Genomic DNA, 18,329 nt, shown 5'->3' with positions numbered 1-18,329 from the left:
GGCCTCGCCTCCGCTAGGGGCGGGCGCACCTCCGCACGAACCGGCCGAACCGCATCCACATCGGTCCCCCGAGCCGAAGCAGACCGACGCCGTTACCCCGCTGAGCACCGCCCCGGAGCCACCCCATGACCGTCTCGATCGTCCTGTTCACCTCCGACCTGCGCCTGCACGACCATCCGCCGCTGCGGGCCGCCCTCGACGGTGCGGACGCGGTGGTGCCGCTCTTCGTCCGCGACGAGGCCGTCGCTGGCGCCGGGTTCACCGCCCCCAACCGGATGGCGTTCCTCGCCGACTGTCTGACGGATCTGGACGCCGGGCTCCGTGACCGCGGCGGTCGTCTGGTGGTGCGCTCCGGCGACGTGGCGGCCGAGGTGGCGAAGGCGGCCGCCGAGACCGACGCCGACGCGGTGCACATCGCGGCGGGGGTCAGCGCCTACGCGCAGCACAGGGAGGAGCGGCTGCGCGCCGCGCTGGAGACGCGGGGACGCCGTCTGCACGTCCACGAGGCGGTGGTCACCGCGCTCGCTCCCGGTGCGGTGACCCCGGCGGCCTCCGACCACTTCGCCGTCTTCACGCCGTACCACCGCCGGTGGGCGCGGCAGCCGTTGCGGGACCCGGTCGCGGCTCCCCGGGGCGTCCGGGTGCCGGACGGCGTCGGTTCGGAGGCGATCCCCTCGCGCCCGGACGTGTCCGGGGTGTCCGAGGGGCTGGCCCGGGGCGGCGAGACGGAGGCCAGGAAACGGCTGACGGCCTGGCTGCGCGACGGGATCGGAGCGTACGAGGACCGCCACGACGACCTGCCGGGCGACGCGACCTCCCGGCTCTCCCCCCATCTGCACTTCGGCACGCTGTCGCCGGTCGAACTGGTCCACCGGGCACGCGGCGCGGGCGGTCCGGGCGCCGAGGCGTTCGTACGGCAGCTCGCCTGGCGGGACTTCCATCACCAGGTGCTGGCGGCCAGGCCGGACGCGTCCGCCGCCGACTACCGTCCCCGGCACGACCGTTGGCGCTCGGGGGCCGAGGCGCGGGAGGACGTCGAGGCCTGGCGGGAGGGGCGGACCGGCTATCCGGTGGTGGACGCCGCGATGCGGCAGTTGCGCCACGAGGGCTGGATGCACAACCGGGGGCGCCTGCTCACCGCGAGCTTCCTGGTCAAGACGCTGTACGTGGACTGGCGGGTCGGGGCCCGGCACTTCCTGGACCTGCTGGTGGACGGCGATGTCGCCGACAACCAGCTCAACTGGCAGTGGATGGCGGGAACGGGCACGGACAGCCGGCCCAACCGGGTCCTGAACCCGCTGACCCAGGCGAGGCGTTACGACCCGGAAGGGGTATATGTCCGACGCTGGGTGCCCGAGTTGGCCGGAATCGCGGGGCGCGCGGTGCACGAGCCGTGGAAGCTCCAGGACCTGGACCCGGCGGCCCGCGACTACCCGGACCCGATCGTCGACCTGTCCGAGGGGCTGGCCCGGTTCAAGAAGGCCCGGGGCCTGGACTGACGGCAACGCCGGGGACTTGGACCTGGACCGGCGACAACACCGCGGCCGCGTGCAAGAGCGATCCGAATCGAATATAAACTGCCGAGGATTTTACCTGTTGTAGAGATTCCTCAGCGGTGCGCCGCCGTACTGGTGGTCGTCCGAACCATTCGTACCGGATCCGTGCGCACCGGATCCATCGCGCGGCCATCCCGGAGCCGACGGCTCCGGAACCGCCGTACCCGCCCCCAGGAGGCTGCTCAATGCGCATTACACGGAACGTGGGAACCCTCTTCGTGACCGGCGCGTTGACGCTGACCCTGGCCGCGCTCGCCTATCCGGCCATGCTGGGGGTCGAGACCACGTCCGCCACCCCGGTCCGCGTCATCGCCAATCCGTCCTCGGGACCGCTGACCGAGGCCGACCGCGACTTCGTCGTCAAGGTGCGCGCGGCGGGGCTGTGGGAGTACCCGGTCGGGCAGCTGGCCCTGCAGAAGGGGACCACCCCGGAGGTCCGCACGGCGGGGGAGCACCTGATCGCGGGGCACGCCGGGCTCGACGCCACGAGCCGCAAGGTCGCCAAGGAACTCGGCATCACGCTGCCCAACAAGCCGTCCCCGCTGCAGCAGGGCTTCATCACGACGTTGAGCTCGGACTCCGGCTCGAAGTTCAACACCGACTTCGCCAACATCCTGCGCATCACCCACGGACAGATCTTCTCGACCGTGGCGAAGATCCGCGCCTCGACGGAGAACTCCCTCGTACGGCAGCTCGCCGACCAGGCCAACGACACCGTGCTGGACCACATCACCGTGATGGAGAAGACCGGACTGGTCGACTTCGACCAGGTGATCATCCAGGAGACCACCATCCCGAAGGTGCCCGAGGCCGATCTGACGCCTCCCGCGCCGCAGCCCGGAGAGCCGGAGGTCGTCCTGACACCGCCGGCGGGCGGGGCGGCGCTGCCCTCGGGCGGAGCGTCGCTGCCCGCGGGAGGGGCCTCGCTGCCCTCGCCGACGCCGACGGTGGGCTGAACCGCGCGGGTGGGGTGAACGGCGGCGGCCCGAGCGGGAGTTCGTGAGGGCGGCCGCCTTCCGGCTCAGCCCTCGGCCAGGCCCACCAGCGTGGTGAGCGCCTCCCTCAGTCCCGGCGGCCGGAGCATGCCCGGTTCCTGGCGTCCGGCCCAGCCGGGGCCGCCGAGCAGGACGGCGGGATGGCTGCGGGCGCCCTTGACTCCCCAGGCGGTGGCCGCGATGTGCCGGGCCAGCGGGCGGTCGGCGGTGGAACGGGTCTGCGACCACAGCACGACGGCGACCGGTCCCAGCCGGCGCACCGCCGCGGTCAGCGCCTCGGGGGGCACGGCGGGGCCGAACATCCGCGCGGGCAGGCCCTGTTCGACGAGCCCCGCGTGCAACGCCTCCAGCGGGAGGCAGTGCTGTTCGCCCGGGACACAGGCCAGCACGACCGGTCCGCCGCCGGTCGCCGGCGATCGGGTCCCCACCGGTCCCGAAGCACGGTGCAGCACCCGGGAGATCTGCCACGACAGCAGGTGCTCCACCTCCACGTAGCGGTCCCCGGCGGACTCCCATTTGCGGCCCACCGCGTGCAGGGTCGGCACCATCACCTCCTCCCAGCCGACGACCACGCCGTGCCGCTCGACGAGCGAGGTCAACTGGTCGTCCACGGACGGCGCGTCGAGGCGTACGGCGGCGCGCGCGAGCCCCTTGCACTCCTGCCGGGGGTCCCCGAGGGGCTCCGCTCCGGCCGCCGGTGCCGGGTGTTCCGGGCCGTCGGCCGCGCTCCCGCCCCCGGGCGCCAGGGGATCGGGGCGGCCCTTCGCCGCCCTGGCCGCCTCGGCGGGCGGCACTCCGGCCGAGGTCAGCCGGCACATCTCCTCGAGCATGGCCACGTCCTGGGGCGTCCAGCGGCGGTGCCGTCCGCCGGAACGGACCGCGGGGCCCATTCCGTATCTGCGGTCCCAGGAACGCAGCGTGGTGGGTGACACTCCCAGGCGGCGGGCCAGCGCGCCGGTGGTGACACCGGCTTCGGCGGATCCCGTGCCCGGCTCCCGACCTTGATCCGACCGGCCATCACCCATACGGCGACTATACGACGCAGAAACGATGCGAGTTGTCGGCTCTGTCGCATGGTTCACACAATCGGTTCCACGGGGCCCCACACAGGGAGTTCCCGGAGCAAGGAGCCGTGGCCATGAGCGCAGATCCGACCGCCGAGCACCTGACCGCCGAGCCCGGGGACACGCTCACGGACGCGGACCTGGCCCGTGGCATCGTCGACGGGGACGAGGCGTCCATGGCCACCGCGTACCGGCGCTGGGCTCCCCTCGTCCACGCCCTGGCCCGGCGTTCGCTGGGCGACGCGCGCGAGGCGGAGGACGTCACCCAGCAGGTGTTCCTCGCCGTGTGGCGGGGCGCTCGCGGTTACCGGCCCGAACGCGGCCCGGTGGCCGCGTGGCTCGTCGGCATCACCCGGCGCAAGATCGCCGACGCCCTGTCCGCGCGGACCAGGCGCGCCGAGCTGGTGGGCGCGGCCGGCGCCCTCCTGGTCCTCGCCGACGACACCAGGTCCCGGCCCGAGGCCACGCTCGACCGTGTCGTCGTCCGGCACGAGCTGGCCAAGCTCCCGACCCCGCAGCGCCGGGTCCTGCACCTCGCGTTCTACGAGGACCTCACGCAGACCCAGATCGCCCGGCGCACCGGCTGGCCGCTGGGCACCGTCAAGAGCCACTCCCGACGCGGTATGCACCAGCTCCGTGACTGTCTGCGCCCGCTGGCCGAGGTCTGAGCGCAAAGGGCCCGCCGGCGCTTTCCGGGGCGCCGGCCAATCCGCCGTCCCACCAGCTCCGGATCACATCCGAACCATCGTCGCGTCTCGGAGGACCACACCGTGAAGGAAGCCGTGGAGATCGGGCGAAACCCGTCCGCGGAGCCGGACCTGCCGGATCTCATGACCCGGGTCGCCCGCGGTGACCAGGACGCGTTCGCCTCGCTCTACGACGTGGTGGCGGGCCCGGTCCTCGGCATCGTGCGCAAGGTGCTGCGCGACCCGGCGCAGTCGGAGGAGGTCGCGCAGGAGGTGCTCGTCGAGGTGTGGCGGACCGCGGCCCGCTACCGCCCCGAGCGGGGGTCGGTCATGAACTGGGTCCTGACCCTCACCCATCAGCGGGCCGTGGACCGGGTGCGCTCGGTCGAGGCCTCGGCCGCGCGGGAGCAGAAGGCCGCGCTCCTCGACCGGACGTCCCCGTTCGACGAGGTGACCGAACAGGTCGAGGCGCGCCTGGAACGTGAGCAGGTACGGCGCTGTCTGCGCACGCTGACGGAGCTCCAGCGCGAGTCGGTGACCCTGGCCTACTACCGCGGGCTGACCTACCGGGAGGTGGCGGAGCTGCTGGCGACTCCCCTCGGCACGGTCAAGACCCGGCTGCGCGACGGCCTGATCCGGCTGCGCGACTGTCTGGGGGTCACGGCGTGACCCCGGTGGATCTGCACACGCTGACCGGCGCGTACGCGCTGCACGCGCTGGCCGATGACGAACGCGAGCGTTTCGAGCGGCACGCCGCGGACTGCGCCGACTGCACACGGGAGGTCCGTGAGCTCAGTGCCACCGCGGCGCGGCTGGGCCTGGCCGTCACGGCTTCGCCGGGCCCGGCCCTCAAGGACCGGGTGATGCGGCGGATCACCACGGTCCGCCAGGACCCGCCGCGCGCCCTTCCCCTCACGGCTCCCCGGGCCCCCGGCATCCGCCGGCGCCGGCCCGGGCCGTGGGTGCTGGCCGCGGCGCTGGCCGCGGCGGCCTCGCTCGGCGGTACGGCGGTGTGGCAGCACGAGCGCGCCCAGGACGCCCAGGAGCAGGCCCGGCGGGCCGAACGGCGTGCGGACCAGGTGGCCGCGGTCCTCACCGCCCCCGACGCCAGGTCACGTACGGCGAAGCTGGCCGGCGGGGCGAGCGGCACGGTCGTCGTGTCCCGGAGCCGGGACCAGGCGGTGTTCATCTCCTCGAAGATGGCGAAACCGCCGGGCGGCAAGGTCTACCAGCTGTGGTTCGACGACGCGGGGACCATGCGGTCCGCCGGGCTGATGGACCCGGGCCGCACGACCGAGGCCGTACTGCTGGAGGGTTCCCTCGACGGTGCGTCCGGCATGGGGATCACCGTGGAGCCGGCCGGTGGTTCCCCGGGACCGACGTCCGCGCCGGTGGCCCTGCTGGGCCTTCCCGTCTGAGCGTTCGTCCCCTCGGTTCGGGGGAGGGGACGAACACTCGGGGCGTCGGGGCCGGTCAGCGGCGCGGTCTCGGCGGCAGCGGGAAGAAGCCGCTGGTGCGCGCCGCGTACTCGGCGAAACCCGGGCGCCGCGCCATGTGCCGCTCCAGCATCGGCTTTCCGCTGCCGTTGATCAGGAGGTAGCTCATCACCAGCGGCGACACCAGGGCCACGGCGGCCGCCTGCGGGCTGTCGCACGCGAGCAGGAACAGGCCCCACCAGACGCAGAAGTCGCCGAAGTAGTTGGGGTGGCGGGTCCAGCTCCACAGGCCGCGGTCCATGACGCGGCCGCGGTGGGCCGGATCGGCCTTGAATCGGGCCAGCTGGGCGTCGCCGACCGCCTCGAAGAACAGCCCGAGGGCCCACAGGGCCGTGCCTGCCCAGGCGAAGCCCGTCAGCGGCCCCGGAACGTACTGCGCGGCCTGGACGGGCAGCGAGACCAGCCACACCAGCGCCCCTTGCAGGAGGTACACCATGCGCAGGGCGTAGAGGTCACGGCTGCCGGGCGCCTTGGCCAGCAGGGCTTCGTAGCGCGGGTCCTCGCCGTGCCCCCGGCCGCGCCGCGCGATGTGCGCGGCCAGCCGCAGTCCCCACACCGAGGTGAGGACGGTGACGAGCACGCGGCGGGCCTCGTCGCCCTCACCGGCGGACGCCAGGAAGGTGACGAGGGCCACCGCGGTGAAGCCGATCCCCCAGGCGACGTCCACGATCCGGTGCAGGCCCCGGCGTACCGCGACGGCGAAGGTGGCGAGCATGACGGAGAACGCCGCGCCGGCCGCGAGAGCGAGGTTCAGGGCGAACGCCTCCCAGGGGAAACCGCTCATGGCGTGGGGACCTCCTTCGTGAACAGATACTGCTGGACGTCCAGATAGCCGGAGCGGAATCCGGCTTCGGAGTACGCGAGATAGAAGGTCCACATCCGGCGGAAGGTCTCGTCGAAGCCGAGCGCCGCGACCTCGTCGGCCCGCTCGGTGAACCGCTCGCGCCACAGCCGCAGGGTTTCCGCGTAGTGCTCCCCGAAGGCGTCCCTGCGCGTGGTGCGCAGAGCGGTGTGGGCGCGGGTCACCGCTTCCAGCGCCTCCACTGAGGGCAGCAGCCCGCCGGGGAAGACGTACTTCTGGATCCAGGTGAAGGTGTCGCGGGAGGCGAGCATGCGATCGTGCGGCATGGTGATCGCCTGGAGGGCGAGACGGCCGCCGGGGGCGAGCCGGGCGTCGAGGGTGGTGAAGTAGACGGGCCAGAACTCCTCTCCCACGGCCTCGATCATCTCGACGCTGACCACGGCGTCGTAGGTCCCGGTGGCCTCGCGGTAGTCGCACAGTTCGATGCGCACCCGGTCGTCGAGCCCCGCCCGGCGCACCCGTTCACGGGCCAGGGCCTGTTGTTCACGGGAGAGGGTGAGCGAGGTGACGCGGGCGCCGCGGGCGGCGGCGCGGATCGCCAGCTCGCCCCAGCCGGTGCCGATTTCGAGGAGCCGGGTGCCGGGTCCCACGACTGCGAGGTCGAGGAGCCGGTCGATCTTGCGGTGCTGGGCGGCCGGCAGCAGCGTCCAGGAAGCCGGGAAGCCGCGGAAGAGGGCCGCCGAATAGCTGAGGGTGTCGTCGAGGAAGAGCGCGAACAGGTCGTTGGACAGGTCGTAGTGGCGGCTGATGTTGTGGCGGGCTCCCGCGGGGGTGTTGCGCTGGATGTCCGGCCGGCGCGTCGCCCAGAGCGCCCGCAGTCTCTGGAGCGGTGCCGGGATCAGCCGGGCCGCGTTGCCGGCGAGCACGGTGAGCGCGGCGACCAGGTCCGGCGCGTCCCACTCCCGCGCCATGTAGGACTCGCCGAAGCCGACGAGGCCCTGGGCGCCGATGCGGCGGTGGAAGGCCGCCGGGTCGAGGATGTCGATGACCGGGCCGCCGAGGCCGGCGCGGGTTCCGTCCGCGAACCGCGCCCGCAGCGGCAGTCGTTCGAGCGCCCTCAGCACCACCGCGCGGGTGACGGCCGTGCGGGCCCGCGATGACGGCGGCCGGGCCACGACGTCCGGCCAGCGGAGCGGGTCGGTGTCCCGTCGGGGTGTCCCGACGGGACAGGACTCGGCTGTCGTCATTTCACGCTCTCCTGATCTCGTCGCGGGGTGCGGGGCTGAACGGGCAGCCCGCGCAGGTGGAGGCGGATGCCGTGCAGCCGGATGGCGGCGGACACGGCGACGGTGGACCACGGGTGGCGCAGCGCCTGACGCAGCAGCGCGCCGGCCGTCGCCGCCTGCCGTGTCCCGCGTACGGTGGCGGTGAAGGGCCGGTTCCCCGCGCGTTCCAGACGCACCGTCAGATCGAGCCGGCTGCCCGGCTCGGGCAGTCGCATGCGGTAGGCGCCGTCGACGGGGAAGAACGGCGAGACGTAGAACTCCTTGCGGGTCCGCGCGATGCCGCTGTCGTCGGGGCGCAGCAGATACGCGTGCCGTTCGCCGTAGGTGTTGTGCACCTCGGCGACGACACAGCGCGCGGTGCCGTCGGGGTCGTGGCACCAGTACAGGGTCAGTGGGTTGAAGACATGGCCGAGGACCCGTGCGTGGGCGAGCATCAGCACCGGTCCGCCGTGCAGGTCGACGCCGTGCGAGGCGAGGAAGCGGTCCAGGCCCGCGCGGATGCCCGGCTGGTCGCCGTCGAAGTGGTCCCGGGGATCGAAGCGGGCCAACGGACGCAGCAGGTAGGGAAGTTCGGGTGGATGGTCGGGGTCGGTCAGCCACATGTACGTCCGGTGGCGGAGTGCGTACCGGGTGGGACGGGTCCGTACGTGCGCGACCGTGCAGGGATAGAGGGCGGGGACGCCGGTCACCAGGTCACCCCCAGCGTCTTCGCCGCCTCGACGCCGGACCGGCAGCCGTCCTCGTGGAAGCCCCAGCCGTGGTAGGCGCCGGCGTACGCGGTCACCGGGCTGTTCAGGGACGGGAGTCGGCGCTGGGCGGCGACGGACTCGGCTGTGTAGACGGGGTGTTCGTACTCCATGCGGGCCAGGACCCGGGCCGGGTCGACCCGGTCCTCGCCGCCGAGGGTGACGACGAACGTCTCGGGCGCGTCCAGCCGTTGCAGCCGGTTCATGTCGTAGCTGACCCGGACCCGGTCCGCGTCGGTGTCGCAGTCGGGCATCAGGTAGTTCCAGGAGGCCCGTGCCCCACGGGCGCTCGGCAGCAGCGCGGTGTCGGTGTGGAGGAGGGTGGTGTTGCGGGAGTAGCGGAACGTCCCGAGCACCTCGCGCTCGTCCGGGGTGGGGTCGGCGAGCAGCCGCAGGGCCTGGCCGGGATGCACGGCGATGACGACGGAGCCGTACGAGGCGGTGGTGCCGTCCTCGGTGGTGATGTCCACTCCGTCGGCGTGGCGGCGCACGGCCCGGACCGGGGTGGAGGTGTGCACCGCGTCGAGTTCCTTGGCCAGCCGGTCGACGTAGGAGCGGGAACCTCCGGTGACCGTGCGCCAGGCGGGTGAACCGCCCACCGAGAGCATGCCGTGGTGGTCCATGAAGCGGAACAGATAGGCGGCCGGGTAGCGGCGGGCCGTGGCCGCGTCGCAGGACCAGACGGCGGAGACGAGCGGGGTCATGAAGTGCCGGGTGAAATAGGGCGAGAAGCGCTGCCGGGTGATGAACTCACCGAGTGTGAGGGCGTCTTCGCCGCCGTCGGCCAGCAGTCGGCGGGCGGCGCGGTGGAACGCCGGGACTTCGGTGAGCATCCGCAGGTAGGGGCCGTGCAGCGCGCTGCGCGGCCGGGCGAACAGACCGGCGGGGCCCCGGGCGCCCGCGTACTGGAGTCCGCATCCCTCGCACCGCACCGACATGCTCATCTCGGACTCCTGTGTGGCGACGCCGAGTTCGGCGAACAGCCGCAGCAGGTGGGGGTAGGTGCGGTGGTTGTGCACGATGAAGCCCGAGTCGACGCGGTGCAGGCGTCCGTCGGACGAGGTCAGGTCGTGGGTGTGGGCGTGTCCGCCGAGCCGGTCGTCCGCTTCGTAGAGGGCCACGGGCCGCTCACGGCTCAGCACGTACGCGGCGGTGAGCCCGGCCACTCCCCCGCCGATCACGGCCGTACGGCCGATCACGGCCGTACGCCGGAGTGCTCCCGGACGTTCCTGTCCCAGGTGCCCTGCGCCGCCGTCCGGAGCACCCGCCGGCCCGTGCCTCGTTCTCATCGGATTCCTCCCGCGCGGCTCCGGATCGGGGGATCGGAGCTCTCGGGGGTATTCCGAAGCAGAGGGCCGAACGGATGGGCCGGAGCCCGATCTTCCTCCGCGCCGGGCGGAGGAAGGGCCGGACCGCCCGGTGGCCGATCGCCGAGGGCGACCGGGCCGTCACGCCCGGCCACCGGGCCGCCGGGGCGCGGGGGCCGCCCTCGCCGCGACGCCCGCCGTCACCGGGAGCGACGGTCAGTTGACGTGCCGTTCGCGCCCCTCCCAGTACGGCTCGCGCAACTTGTACTTCTGGAGTTTTCCGGTGGCCGTCCGGGCCAGGGCGTCCCGGAACTCGACCGAGGTCGGCGCCTTGTATCCGGCGAGGCGCTCCTTGCAGTGCTGGATCAGCTCACTCTCCGTGGCCGCCGCGTCCGGAGCGAGGACCACCAGGGCCTTGACCGTCTCGCCCCACTTCTCGTGCGGCACACCGATGACCGCGACCTCGGCCACCGCCGGGTGGCTGAAGAGCGCGTCCTCCACCTCGATCGAGGACACGTTCTCACCGCCCGTGATGATCACGTCCTTCTTGCGGTCACTGATCGTCAGATAGCCGTCCTCGCCGATGGATCCGCCGTCGCCGGTGTGGAACCAGCCGTCGGCCAGCGCCCGTTCGGTCTCCGCGGGCTGCTCCCAGTAGCCCTCCAGCACGACGTTGGAGCGCGCGAGGATCTCGCCGTCGGCGGCGGTGCGCAGGGTCACCCCGAGCGCGGGCGCGCCGGCGCGTACCAGTTTCTCGGCACGGGCCTCCGGGTCGAGGTCGTCCCACTCGGCACGGGTGCGGTTGACGGTGAGCAGGGGCGAGGTCTCGGTGAGACCGTAGATCTGGATGAACTCCCAGCCCAGCAGGGACTCGACGCGGGCGACGGTCTTCGTGGGCGGCGGCGCTCCGGCGACGATGACACGGACCCGGTCGCGGCCGGGGATCTCGCCCTCCCAGGACTCGGCGGCGGCCAGTACGGCGTTGACGACGGCCGGGGCCGCGCACATGACCGTCACGCCGTGCTCGGCGACCCGGCGCAGGATCTCCGCCCCGTCGACCTTGCGCAGCGCGATCTGCCGGACGCCGAGGCCCGCCATCGCGAACGGCATTCCCCATCCGTTCGCGTGGAACATGGGCAGGGTGTGCAGGTACACATCACGGTCGGTGACCCCGGCGTGCAGGGCGAAGGTCGTGGCGTTGACCCAGATGTTGCGGTGCGTGATCTGTACGCCCTTGGGCCGGGCCGTCGTGCCGCTGGTGTAGTTGATCGTCGCGGTGGCGTTCTCGTCCGGCTCCCAGGGTCGGGGTTCGGTGCCGAAGCGGTACAGCTCGGCGTCCGCGGCGGCGCCGAGGGTGAAGCGGTGCTTGCAGTCGACCCCGGCGAGGCGGTCGGTCAGTTCGGGGTCGACGAGCAGGACGCTCGCGCCCGAGTGCTCGACGATGTAGCTCACCTCCTCGGACGTCAGCCTGAAATTGACCGGTACGAGGACCCGGCCGTGGCCGCTGACGCCGAAGAAGGAGGTGAGCAGCCGGGCACTGTTGGGCGAGACGACGGCCACGCGCGCGCCGTGCGGGACGCCCAGCGCGTCGAGCCCGGCGGCCTGGGCCACGGCCAGCTCACCGACGCGCCGGTAGGTCAGCCCTTCCCAGGGCTCGGCGGGCTGGTCGGGTTCGTCGACGACACCGAGGCGGTCGCCGTACACGGTGACGGCGCGGTCCAGGAAATCAAGCGCTCCGAAAGGGACGAGCATCACGGCCTCCCGACGATCGGACGATGTCCCCTTTCTATCCTGGCCCCGCCCCCGCGCATCCGGACAACACACGAAGGGGCCGTAAAGGGCACCGGCCGTGGTGTCCGGACCCATGTACGCGTCCTCGCCTCCTTGGCCTTCGCCCGCCCGGCACGCCACGATCGTCCGATGGACAGCCGACCGACGTTCGACTTGCCCCGGCCCCTGCGCATCGGCGGGCTGGGACTGCATCTGCGCGAGTGGTCCGACGACGACGTCGCGGATCTCGTCGCGCTCTACGACGATCCCGAGATCGACCGGTGGACGCCGGTCGTCTCGCCCTTCGACACGGAGGCGGCGCTCGCCTACCTCGCGGCGGCCGAGCAGAAGGCCGCCGAGAGGCGGGGGGTGCAGCTCGCCATCACCACGGACGGTGCGCGGCCCCGGGGCGAGATCCTGCTGTTCCCCGGCACGGCCGACGACCGTGACGTCGAGCTGGCCTACGGGGTGGGGGCCGCCTACCGGGGCCGGGGGCTCGCGACCCGCGCGGTCCGGCTCGTCGTGGACTTCGCCCACCGTCGCGTCGGCGGCCGGCGCGTCGTGCTGTGCATCGAGGACGGGAACACGGCGAGCGAGGCGGTCGCCGAGGCGACGGGTTTCGTCCTGACCGACGACGAGCCCGTGGTCCGTACGGCGAAGGGACGGGACGTCGTACTGCGGACCTGGAACCATCTCGAAGGCACCGGCCCACGCCGCGGATGAGGGGCCGCGCCGAAAGGACGCGACCGCTTCGGGGGGGCGCGGACCGTCCCGGCGGAGCGGCGTGAGGGGCGGCCCCGGTCGCGGGCCCGCCCCTCCGTCCGGCGGGGCGCTCAGCTCACACCGCTCGGCTGAAGAGCTGGCCGCCCTGATCCTGGATCAGATGTACAACCTGGCCGTCACCACGGCCAAGGCGGAAGTCAGGACGGAGACAAGGCGCGGGATCTTCGATCGAGACTCCCAGGCTCGCTGTCTGACCGTCGTCGGGCAGATCTCCTACGGCCCCAGGAACCGACCCACACGGTCACCCTGGGGCCCTTCTACGCCCCGCTGAAGCTCACGGACCAGGCGCGCTTCCGGGACGTCCTGGCGAAGCCGTGTACGGACGCCAGGCGGGCCGGCCAGGACCTGGCCTGGACTGCAAGACCAGCACGAACCTGGGCCGCTTCATGCTGGCCCGGCGTTCATGAAGGCTAATGAAGCCTGGACTTCTACCGCGGCACCGAGGGCGTGCCGGTCATTGCTCGAGCACTGGAAAGCCTCCCGACCCACACGACAGGGCCTGTGTGCCTGTGTGGTCTCCGGGAGGGCATGGCGTGCCACGCGCACCCGGAAGGCAGGTAAGCCATGCAGAACGGGTAGGCCGAAGCGGCCGGCGAGTGGCTGCGCGAGACCTGAAGGACAAGCCCGATCCGAAGGTCTCGATCGAGTGGGAGATCGCCCCCTCCCCGGGCCCGCTCAGCGGGCCAGACTGCTGGAAATCCTCTTCGGCGAGGACGCCACGGCCCAGGCTGCCGCTACACGAGTGATCCCGGGAGCGTTTCTGAGGCCCTCCCGGGATCACATGGCCAGTCGCGATAGGACTGACATGCGTAAAGCTACCCTGCCCGCACCCCGCCGCAAGAACCGCCCGAGGGTCGCGGTGTATCTCCGGGTGTCCACGGCCCAGCAGTTGGAGGGATACGGCCTGGAGGTCCAGGAATCCCTCTGCCGCACCAGGCTGGACGGCATCTTCAAGAGCGGTTACGACGTCATGGTCTTCACCGATGGCGCCGTGTCCGGCAAGCTGGCCAGTCGACCGAACCTGGACGAAATGAACCGCCAGATCAGCGCCGGCACCTTCGACGCGGTGATCTTCGGCAAGCTCGACCGCATCGGGCGCACGATTAAGGACATTCACCGCTGGGTGTACGACACCCAGGACCGGGGTGTCCGCGTGCTCACTGCGGACAACCGCCTGGACTCCGACGACGACATGTTCGGCATCATGATGAGCCTGCTCGCCTTCATGGCGGAGCTGGAGCACACGCTGATCCTGGAGCGCACCCTGGGCGGCCGTGACCGCAAGCTGACCGAGGGCGGCTGGCCTTCAGGGGGCACTCCCTTCGGTCTTGCTCTCCAGGGCAAGGGCAAGGACGCCGTGGCGGTCCTCCATGAGGACGAGGTCCAGGTGATCAACCGGGCCGTGACACTGTTCCTGGACGACGGTCACTCCAAGGAGGAGACCGCCCGCCGGCTCAATGAAGCCAAGGGCAGGCGCCGTTCGGGCAAGGAGTGGGACTGCGCCAGCGTGGACCGGCTGCTGAGCGGAAGCCATCTCCTGGAGGGCAAGGTCTACTTCCGCAAGACCGACGGCACGACCAAGACCAAGCTGGACGAGGACGGGGCGCCCCTGTACGGACCGACCGTCGCTCTGCCGGTGCCGCGCATCCTCTCCGAGGACCGCGCCGGAGCCCTGGCCAAGGCGCTGAAGGACCGGGCCCGAGAGAAGCGGGTGAGCGACAAGTACCCGCTGAGCCGCCACATCCTTGGTTCTTGCGGCAAGACGTATGTCGGCAACGAACGCCCCGACGGGACGCGCATGTACCGCTGCCAGGGGGCCACTCACGCCACGCCGTGCGGTGACAGCTACCTGGAGGCCGAAGCGGTCGAAAAGGACGTCTGGGGCCGTCTGGAGGCCTTCCTTGAGGAGCCCGAGAGGCTACGCCAGCCGGCCGAGGAATGGGCTGAGAGTCTGCCCGGCAATCAGGTGGCGTACATCGAGCGCGCGGAGTCACTGCGTCGGCAGGTGGACGAGCGCCAGGGCGCGCTGAAAAACGCCTTCAAGAACGCCGCGGTCCTCGGCCTCGATGAAGAGGCCGTCAGGGAGGCGACGGACGAGCTGAACACCGACCTTGCCGCTCTGCGGTCGGCCCTCGCCGAGACGGAGGCCTGGCTGGCCGAGTACGACCCGGCCCAGGTGCGGGCCAAGGACATGGTGGAGCTGATCGGGAAGGCCAAGGGCCGCATGCACACGCTGGATCTCGACAAGCAGGCCGAGGTGTTCGACATGTTCGGCATCGAAGTCATTCCCGAAGAGCACCGGTTCGCCCGTCGCAGCGGGCGGCGCTGCTCGGTCACGGCCTGGCACCTGGAGAGCAGTACGCCCGTACCGGACGACCCGGACGACACGGCGTGGGGTCAGGTACAGGACGTCCTGCTGGACGTGGACCCGGATCTCCTCAAGGGCCGCTACGACCTCCGTGAGGCTCTGCGGGCGATGCTCCACCGGCTCCGCTCGGGAGCCACGTGGGAGGAGCTGGACGGGACCTTCGGGGTCTCCAGGGCCTCGCTCAAGCGGGCCCAGGGGCTCTGGTTCAACACCGGCGCCTGGGAGCTGATGATGCCCGTGCTGCTGGCACGGGGCGAGGGGACGCCGGCCTATCAGGAGCCCGTGATTCCACAGCTCAAGGTGCGCGGCAGGATCACGCAGGATCTGTTCACCAACCCACTGCCGATCGGAGGGCCTTCTCGGCCGCAGTGAACAGCGTGTCGGGCTCGGGCAGCACCAGTTCGTCGAAGTTCGACAGGTCGGTCGCGGCACTGCCCCCGTAGGTGAGGCTGGAGCCCGAGGGCAGCGTCTTCAGGCTGTAGTTGCCGGTGTTCTGCAGGGCCACGCCCCAGGAGGACAGGGCGCCCGTCCAGGAGGTCTCCGAGGTCGGGCTGGAGTTCTGGCCGAGCGGGTCGGGCTGGCTGGTGGAGATGATCCAGTCGGCGTTGCCCGCGGTCTCGGCGTGGCCGTTGTCGAACAGGACGCGGTGGGGGGTGGCCGCGTGGGCGGGAACAGCGGTGGCCGCCTGGAGCGCGGCACCCGTGACGAACAGTCCGAACAGGCCCAGGGCGGTGGTGAGTCTGTGACGGGACTTCCTGAATCCGAGCATCCGACGAACCTCCGGCAATGAGGGGGGAGAGGCGGTGCGGGCGCCAAGTCTGCGCGCGTAGAACGGAAGTTGACCGTCTCCCGTTCAACAGATTATTGAACTGCACATGTCCAAACGTGAGTTTCCCAGGGGGCGGAAGAGGTGCGCCGCGGGCCCTGCGGCGGCATCCCCGCGGGTGCCTGCGCGGCGGCGGACTGGCCGGGCCCGATGCGGGCAGATACATGACTACGGGGGACCGACCAGGAGGGGCGGAGATGGAGATCTCGGGCGTCATCAGTGCCGTCGTCATCGGCATCGTCATCGGTGTACTGGGCCGGCTCGCCGTGCCGGGACGCCAGCGCATCGGCATCCTGTGGACGATCATGGTCGGCATCGTGGCCGCGTTCATCGGGTCGGGGATCGCCGCCGCGTTCGGCGTCGCCGACACCAAGGGCGTCGACTGGATCGAGTGGCTCATCCAGATAGGCCTCGCCGCGGTCGGCGTCACGGCGCTGGACCGGGCCAGGGGGCGTCACTGAGCGGCCGCCGCCGGGCCGGAACCGGCTGACGGGCGGCGCTCGCCGAATTGCGTTGCCGGGCGGGGGTGTGTGCGGCTACGTTCTGCGGGTTTCGCATGCCCGCGCCGCCACTTCACGGAGACACCTTGCCGCCACGCATCACGCCGTTGACCGATCCCGGCTCCTCCCCCTCGAACCGACGACCGGCCTGGCTGGCCTCGGACGACGAAGGGGTCCCGGTGGGCTCGGCGTTCCTCCGGCTGCCCGGCGGGAAGGGGCAGGACCATCGCGCCGAGCTGGAGATCGCGGTGCACCCGGCCGAGCGGCGCGCCGGAGTGGGCGGCGCCCTTCTGGACGCCGCCCTGACCGCCGCGCGGGGCGACGGACGCCGGTCGCTGGTCGCCCGCGTCACAGCCGGCTCCCCCGGCGAACCGTTTCTCACGGCCCATGGGTTCCGCCCGGTGCTGGCCCTGACGTTCGCCCGCCTCCCGCTGCCGGAACTCGACCTCGAAGCGGTGACCGCGATCGCCGGACGTCCGCACCCCGGCTACGCGCTGACGAGCTGGGACGGTGTCGTGCCGCCCGAACTGGCGCACACCTTCGCCGACTCCCGCCGGGCGATGGACGACATGCCGATGGAGGACAGCGACCACGGCATCGACGTCTGGGACGTCACGCGGGTCGTGGCCGTGGCCGAGGCCGTCCTCGCACGGGGCGACGCGCTGCACACGGTGGCCGTGGTGGACCGCTCGGACGGCTCCGTCGCCGGATTCTCGGAACTCGTCGTACCGGGCGGCGGGCGCGGCGACGCCCAGCACTACGGAACGGGCGTCCTGCCCGGACATCGCGGCCACGGCCTCGGGCTGTGGATGAAGGCCGAGTCGATCCGCGCCGCCCGTCTGCGGTACCCGGAACTCGCCGGACTGCTGACCGACACGGCCGACAGCAACGCGCACATGATCGGCATCAACGACGCACTCGGCTATCGGCCGACCCACCGGGAGCTGGAGTACCGGCTGGACCTCTGAGGGACGGGGACGGCGGCGCTCCGGGGTGCCGGTCCCCTCGGTCCCGCACCGGTCCGGCATCGGTCCCGGGAGGCCCCGGTCGGAGTTCCCGGCCGGGACCCGGCGCCCGACGGCGGGCTCCCGTGCCGGACGGCCGCCTTCAGCGCGGCGGCATCAACCCCGGCCGCGCGCGTCGACGGCGGCCGGGGTCACCCTTCGTACACGTACGGCGTGGTCGTGGTGAGCGGCTGGAAGCCCAGCCGGGTGAGGATGGGGCGGCTCTGGCTGGAGGCGTCGACCTGGACGTAGCGGTAGCCGCGCTCGGCGGCGACACGGGCCCGGTGGGCGACGAGGGCGCGGTAGATGCCCCGGCCCCGCCAGGCCTCGACGGTCCCGCCGCCCCACAGCCCGGCGAACCGGGCCCCCGGCGGGAGTTCCATGCGGGCCGCGCTGACCGGGACGTCTCCGACGAGCGCCACGACGGCGACGACCGTGTTCGCGTCGCCGGTGAGCTGGGCGAGCAGCTGGTGGCGCAGCAGGGTGCTGTCGTCGCCGAAGGCCTGCTCATGGACGTCGGCGACGAGGGCCACGCCCGCGCGGTCGGTGACCGGAAGCAGCCGTACGCCCTCGGGCGGTTCCCCGTCGAGGGCCAGGTCGCTCAGCTCGGCGACCATCAGCGTCTCCTCGGGCTGGGCGGTGAAACCCGCGGCCCGCAGTCGCTGCCCCAGGTCCTCCGGCCGGTCGTGCCCGTACAGCTTCCACTCGAAGCCGCCCCCGAGCGAGGAGAAGAAGCGCACCTGTTCGGCGATGGCCGCGTCGGCGCTCGTCGCGTCGAGGTCGGACCAGAGCACCCCGTTCCAGCCCTTGTCGGCGCCGACCTGGCGCACCACCTTGCCGGCGCGCTCGACGCGGGCGCCCGGCGCGTCGGGCCGCGCGCCTTCCCGCATGTCCCGGTCGAACAGCGCCAGTACCGCTACGTGATCCATGGGGTCACTTCAACATCCCGGGACGAACGGGGCAACGGGATAAGGCGGTGTCCTCCCTGTCCATCACCCGCCAGGCGTCACCGCGCGTACGCCCCGGACATGAGGGCGTGGGGGGGGGGGGGGGGGGGGGCGGGCGGCCGCGCCCGGGCCGGGGGGGGGGGGGGCGGGCCCGGGGGGGGGGGCGCGGGGGGGGGGGGGGGGCGCCCGGCGC

At 72.3% G+C, this 18,329-nt stretch carries 16 protein-coding genes and 1 pseudogene; 9 read left to right on the top strand and 8 right to left on the bottom strand.

What is annotated here, in order from left to right; genetic code table 11:
• Positions 1-125 precede the first annotated feature (125 nt).
• Both ACFYW9_RS25640 and ACFYW9_RS25635 read left to right on the top strand, forming a co-directional pair.
• Entirely contained in the window at positions 126-1,499 is a 1,374-nt protein-coding gene (locus tag ACFYW9_RS25640; protein ID WP_389154711.1) for a cryptochrome/photolyase family protein, read from the top strand.
• A 242-nt stretch (positions 1,500-1,741) separates the two neighbouring features.
• Positions 1,742-2,512 (top strand): DUF4142 domain-containing protein, encoded by a 771-nt coding sequence (locus tag ACFYW9_RS25635; RefSeq protein ID WP_389154708.1) that lies wholly within the window; start codon positions 1,742-1,744, stop codon positions 2,510-2,512.
• Positions 2,513-2,577: 65 nt separating this feature from the next.
• On the opposite strand, the gene ACFYW9_RS25630 is transcribed toward ACFYW9_RS25635, so the two are convergent.
• Positions 2,578-3,576, bottom strand: a complete 999-nt coding sequence (locus ACFYW9_RS25630; protein ID WP_389154705.1) for a MerR family transcriptional regulator — start codon at positions 3,574-3,576, stop codon at positions 2,578-2,580.
• 113 nt (positions 3,577-3,689) lie between these two features.
• On the opposite strand from ACFYW9_RS25630, the gene ACFYW9_RS25625 reads away from it, so the two are divergent.
• The 3 genes from ACFYW9_RS25625 (at position 3,690) to ACFYW9_RS25615 (ending at position 5,719) form a co-directional block, all read left to right on the top strand.
• Entirely contained in the window at positions 3,690-4,283 is a 594-nt protein-coding gene (locus ACFYW9_RS25625; RefSeq protein WP_389154702.1) for a sigma-70 family RNA polymerase sigma factor, read from the top strand.
• 102 nt (positions 4,284-4,385) lie between these two features.
• Positions 4,386-4,970, top strand: coding sequence for a sigma-70 family RNA polymerase sigma factor (locus ACFYW9_RS25620; protein WP_389154699.1), 585 nt, complete (start codon positions 4,386-4,388; stop codon positions 4,968-4,970).
• The gene (locus tag ACFYW9_RS25615) at positions 4,967-5,719 is read left to right on the top strand and encodes an anti-sigma factor domain-containing protein (protein WP_389154695.1); all 753 of its coding nucleotides are present in this window, start codon (positions 4,967-4,969) and stop codon (positions 5,717-5,719) included. The genes ACFYW9_RS25620 and ACFYW9_RS25615 overlap by 4 nt, the downstream gene beginning before the upstream one ends.
• Before the next feature lie 55 nt (positions 5,720-5,774).
• Here the strand turns inward: ACFYW9_RS25615 and ACFYW9_RS25610 are convergent, their stop codons facing one another.
• The 5 genes from ACFYW9_RS25610 to ACFYW9_RS25590 all read right to left on the bottom strand — a co-directional run bounded on the left by ACFYW9_RS25610 (position 5,775) and on the right by ACFYW9_RS25590 (position 11,690).
• Entirely contained in the window at positions 5,775-6,581 is an 807-nt protein-coding gene (locus ACFYW9_RS25610; RefSeq protein ID WP_389154692.1) for a DUF1295 domain-containing protein, read from the bottom strand.
• Positions 6,578-7,846 carry a class I SAM-dependent methyltransferase gene (locus ACFYW9_RS25605; RefSeq protein ID WP_389154689.1) on the bottom strand — a complete coding sequence of 423 codons (1,269 nt, stop codon included), beginning with the start codon at positions 7,844-7,846 and terminating at the stop codon, positions 6,578-6,580. The genes ACFYW9_RS25610 and ACFYW9_RS25605 overlap by 4 nt, the downstream gene beginning before the upstream one ends.
• Complete coding sequence (locus ACFYW9_RS25600; RefSeq protein WP_389154686.1) at positions 7,843-8,574, bottom strand: DUF1365 domain-containing protein; 732 nt, start codon at positions 8,572-8,574, stop codon at positions 7,843-7,845. Before ACFYW9_RS25600 ends, ACFYW9_RS25605 begins: the two co-directional genes overlap by 4 nt.
• Positions 8,571-9,827, bottom strand: coding sequence for an NAD(P)/FAD-dependent oxidoreductase (locus ACFYW9_RS25595; RefSeq protein ID WP_389154922.1), 1,257 nt, complete (start codon positions 9,825-9,827; stop codon positions 8,571-8,573). The genes ACFYW9_RS25600 and ACFYW9_RS25595 overlap by 4 nt, the downstream gene beginning before the upstream one ends.
• A 327-nt stretch (positions 9,828-10,154) precedes the next feature.
• Complete coding sequence (locus ACFYW9_RS25590) at positions 10,155-11,690, bottom strand: AMP-binding protein (RefSeq protein WP_389154683.1); 1,536 nt, start codon at positions 11,688-11,690, stop codon at positions 10,155-10,157.
• 168 nt (positions 11,691-11,858) lie between these two features.
• On the opposite strand from ACFYW9_RS25590, the gene ACFYW9_RS25585 reads away from it, so the two are divergent.
• A complete protein-coding gene (locus tag ACFYW9_RS25585) occupies positions 11,859-12,431 on the top strand; it encodes a GNAT family N-acetyltransferase (RefSeq protein WP_389154680.1) in 573 nt (190 codons plus the stop codon).
• 463 nt (positions 12,432-12,894) lie between these two features.
• Positions 12,895-15,231, top strand: coding sequence for a recombinase family protein (locus ACFYW9_RS25580; RefSeq protein WP_389154677.1), 2,337 nt, complete (start codon positions 12,895-12,897; stop codon positions 15,229-15,231).
• Here the strand turns inward: ACFYW9_RS25580 and ACFYW9_RS25575 are convergent.
• A pseudogene (locus ACFYW9_RS25575) lies at positions 15,215-15,628 on the bottom strand (hydrolase); the annotation flags it as partial. The gene ACFYW9_RS25580 and the pseudogene ACFYW9_RS25575 overlap by 17 nt on opposite strands.
• A 254-nt stretch (positions 15,629-15,882) precedes the next feature.
• Between ACFYW9_RS25575 and ACFYW9_RS25570 the strand changes: the two are divergent.
• Complete coding sequence (locus ACFYW9_RS25570) at positions 15,883-16,146, top strand: GlsB/YeaQ/YmgE family stress response membrane protein (RefSeq protein ID WP_389154674.1); 264 nt, start codon at positions 15,883-15,885, stop codon at positions 16,144-16,146.
• Between the two features lie 125 nt (positions 16,147-16,271).
• On the top strand, positions 16,272-17,153 hold the full coding sequence (locus tag ACFYW9_RS25565) for a GNAT family N-acetyltransferase (protein ID WP_389154671.1): 882 nt from the start codon (positions 16,272-16,274) through the stop codon (positions 17,151-17,153).
• Positions 17,154-17,341: 188 nt separating this feature from the next.
• On the opposite strand, the gene ACFYW9_RS25560 is transcribed toward ACFYW9_RS25565, so the two are convergent.
• Entirely contained in the window at positions 17,342-18,118 is a 777-nt protein-coding gene (locus ACFYW9_RS25560) for a GNAT family N-acetyltransferase (protein ID WP_351875642.1), read from the bottom strand.
• Positions 18,119-18,329: the final 211 nt, after the last annotated feature.

The organism is Streptomyces sp. NPDC002698, from assembly GCF_042888945.1.
Lineage (GTDB): Bacteria > Actinomycetota > Actinomycetes > Streptomycetales > Streptomycetaceae > Streptomyces.
This window is presented reverse-complemented; position numbering and strand designations above follow the sequence as displayed.